Here is a 2,393-nt window from a genome sequence, read left to right on the forward strand (position 1 = left end):
TCTGTCGCCTTCGTACCGGGGCTGGTGGCCTGGTGGCGGGACGCCCCCGCACCACTGCCCGCCCGCACCGCCGGCCGTCCCGGACGTGCCGCCGCCGACGCGGCCCCCCTGCGCCAGCTCCTCCTGCGGCACGCGGTCAGCCGCAGAGGGCCACCGGTCCCGATCCCGTACCCGGTCTGACCACCCAACTTCCTTTTCCCGTACGGAGATCACCTCACCATGTCCGCACACCGCACCACCCTGCGCCGCGCAGGCACCGTCGCCGCGCTCGCCACCGCCGGAGTCCTGGCCGCCGCCGGAGTCGCCTCCGCGCATGTCACCGTCCACCCCGAGAGCTATGCCAAGGGCGCCACCGACGGGGTCATCACCTTCCGTGTCCCCAACGAGGAGGACAAGGCGAGCACCACCAAGGTCCAGGTGTACCTGCCCACCGACCACCCCGTCCTCGGCGTCCTTGTCACCCCGCAGAACGGCTGGACCGCGAAGGTCACCACCAGCAAGCTCAAGACACCGGTGAAGACCGACGACGGCACCATCACCGACGCCGTCTCCGAGATCACCTGGACCGGCGGCAAGATCGGCGCGGGCCAGTTCGAGGACTTCAACGTCGCCTTCGGTCAACTGCCCGAGGACACCGACCAGTTGACGTTCAAGACGCTGCAGACCTACTCGGACGGCGATGTCGTCCGCTGGATCGAGGAGACCACGGCGGGCGGTGACGAGCCGGAGAACCCGGCGCCCGTCCTCAAGCTCACCGCCAAGGAGAGCGAGGACGGCGACGGGACCCCGGCCGCCTCGGCCTCGACGGCGGCCACCGCCGCGAAGTCCACCGCCGCCTCCGCCTCCTCGTCGAGCAGCGACTCGACCGCCCGCGGGCTCGGTGTCGCCGGGCTGATCGTGGGCGTGCTCGGCCTCGCGGCCGGCGCCTTCGCGGTCGTACGCAGCCGCTCGCCGCGGTCGTAAACACGCATGTCGTAGACACACCGAGGGGCCCGGATCGACAGTGATCCGGGCCCCTCGGCGCAACCGTCCCTACTGCGAGACCAGTTCCAGCAGCTTCTCCTCCGCCGGAACCTCCTCGACGAGGGAGGTGCGGGAGGTGCGCCACAGCCACAGGATGTCGCGGCCGAAGGACCACACCAGTGTGCCGAGCGCGAGCGCCACCACGGCGAGGTTGGCCGTGTGCGGCAGCAGGTCCGCGCCCGCCAGCAGCAGCAGGATGCCCTGGGTGGCGGCGACCGTCTTGCGGGCCGTGCTCGGCGGCAGCGGGGCGTTGAGCCACAGCCAGACGCGGGCGGCGGCCACGAACCCGTAGCGCATGGCACCGATCAGCAGGACCCACGGGCCGAGCTGCGTCGACACGTACACGCTGAGCACCAGGATCAGGAACGCGTCGACCTCCATGTCGAAGCGCGCGCCCAGCGCCGTGGAAGTGCCGGTGCGCCGGGCGACCTTGCCGTCGACACCGTCCAGGATCAGGGCCACCGCCGTCAGCCCGACCAGCAGCGTGACCGGGGGCGAGCTCTCGAAGGAGTCCGCGACCAGCGCGGTCACCCCGCCGACCAGGATGGCCCGGCCGAGCGTGACCCGGTTGGCCGGGCCGAAGGACCGCGTCCGGGTCCTGTGCAGCGCCTTGGACAGCACGGCCCAGGTGGCGATCGCGAACGCCAGGCCGGTCAGCCAGCCCGCCGGGCCCATCCCGATCGCCGTACCGAGCAACGCCAGCAACAGGATCTGAACGCCCGCTCCCACAGCGGTCTCCTGCTGGACCAGCCTTGCTTCGTATGTGTTGTTCAGGGCCACCGCACACCCTCCGGCCATATGACAGAGTCGATCAACGCCGCGTACTGTGCGCGGCCTGTGGTTATCCGTACGTGAACAGCTTCCCGATCGTTCAGGAGGATTCCGATGAAACGCACCGCGAGGGCGTTCTGGATCGGCTCTCCGGGTCACGGCGAGATACGCGACGTGGACCTGCCGGACCCCGCCGAGGACGAGGTGCTGGTCCGTTCCCTCTGGTCGGGCGTGAGCCGCGGCACCGAGACCCTGGTCTTCCGAGGGGGTGTCCCCGAGAGCCAGCACGCCGCGATGCGGGCCCCTTTCCAGGACGGCGACTTCCCGGCCCCGGTCAAATACGGCTACCTCAACGTCGGAGTCGTGGAGGAGGGCCCGGCCGCGCTGCTCGGCCGTACCGTCTTCTGCCTCTACCCGCACCAGACGCACTACGTCGTCCCCGCCGGCGCCGTGACACCGGTGCCGGAGTCCGTGCCCGCCGCGCGGGCCGTCCTCGCCGGGACCGTGGAGACCGCCGTCAACGCCCTGTGGGACGCGAGGCCGCTGATCGGCGACCGGATCGCCGTGGTCGGCGGCGGGATGGTCGGGTGTTCGGTGGC

Annotated in this window: 2 protein-coding genes and 2 pseudogenes; 3 read left to right on the forward strand and 1 reads right to left on the reverse strand. The window is 71.2% G+C overall.

What is annotated here, in order from left to right; all coding sequences use genetic code 11:
• Both R6V09_RS50980 and R6V09_RS50985 read left to right on the forward strand, forming a co-directional pair.
• Window positions 1-180 (forward strand): annotated as a pseudogene (locus tag R6V09_RS50980) (hypothetical protein); the annotation flags it as partial.
• A 39-nt stretch (window positions 181-219) separates the two neighbouring features.
• Entirely contained in the window at window positions 220-963 is a 744-nt protein-coding gene (locus tag R6V09_RS50985) for a YcnI family copper-binding membrane protein (RefSeq protein ID WP_317888226.1), read from the forward strand.
• A gap of 69 nt (window positions 964-1,032) precedes the next feature.
• Here the strand turns inward: R6V09_RS50985 and R6V09_RS50990 are convergent, their stop codons facing one another.
• Window positions 1,033-1,803 carry a CDP-alcohol phosphatidyltransferase family protein gene (locus R6V09_RS50990; RefSeq protein ID WP_317888227.1) on the reverse strand — a complete coding sequence of 257 codons (771 nt, stop codon included), beginning with the start codon at window positions 1,801-1,803 and terminating at the stop codon, window positions 1,033-1,035.
• Between the two features lie 105 nt (window positions 1,804-1,908).
• On the opposite strand from R6V09_RS50990, the pseudogene R6V09_RS50995 reads away from it, so the two are divergent.
• A pseudogene (locus tag R6V09_RS50995) lies at window positions 1,909-2,393 on the forward strand (dehydrogenase); the annotation flags it as partial.

This window comes from Streptomyces sp. W16 (assembly GCF_033194735.1).
In the GTDB taxonomy this organism is placed as follows: domain Bacteria; phylum Actinomycetota; class Actinomycetes; order Streptomycetales; family Streptomycetaceae; genus Streptomyces.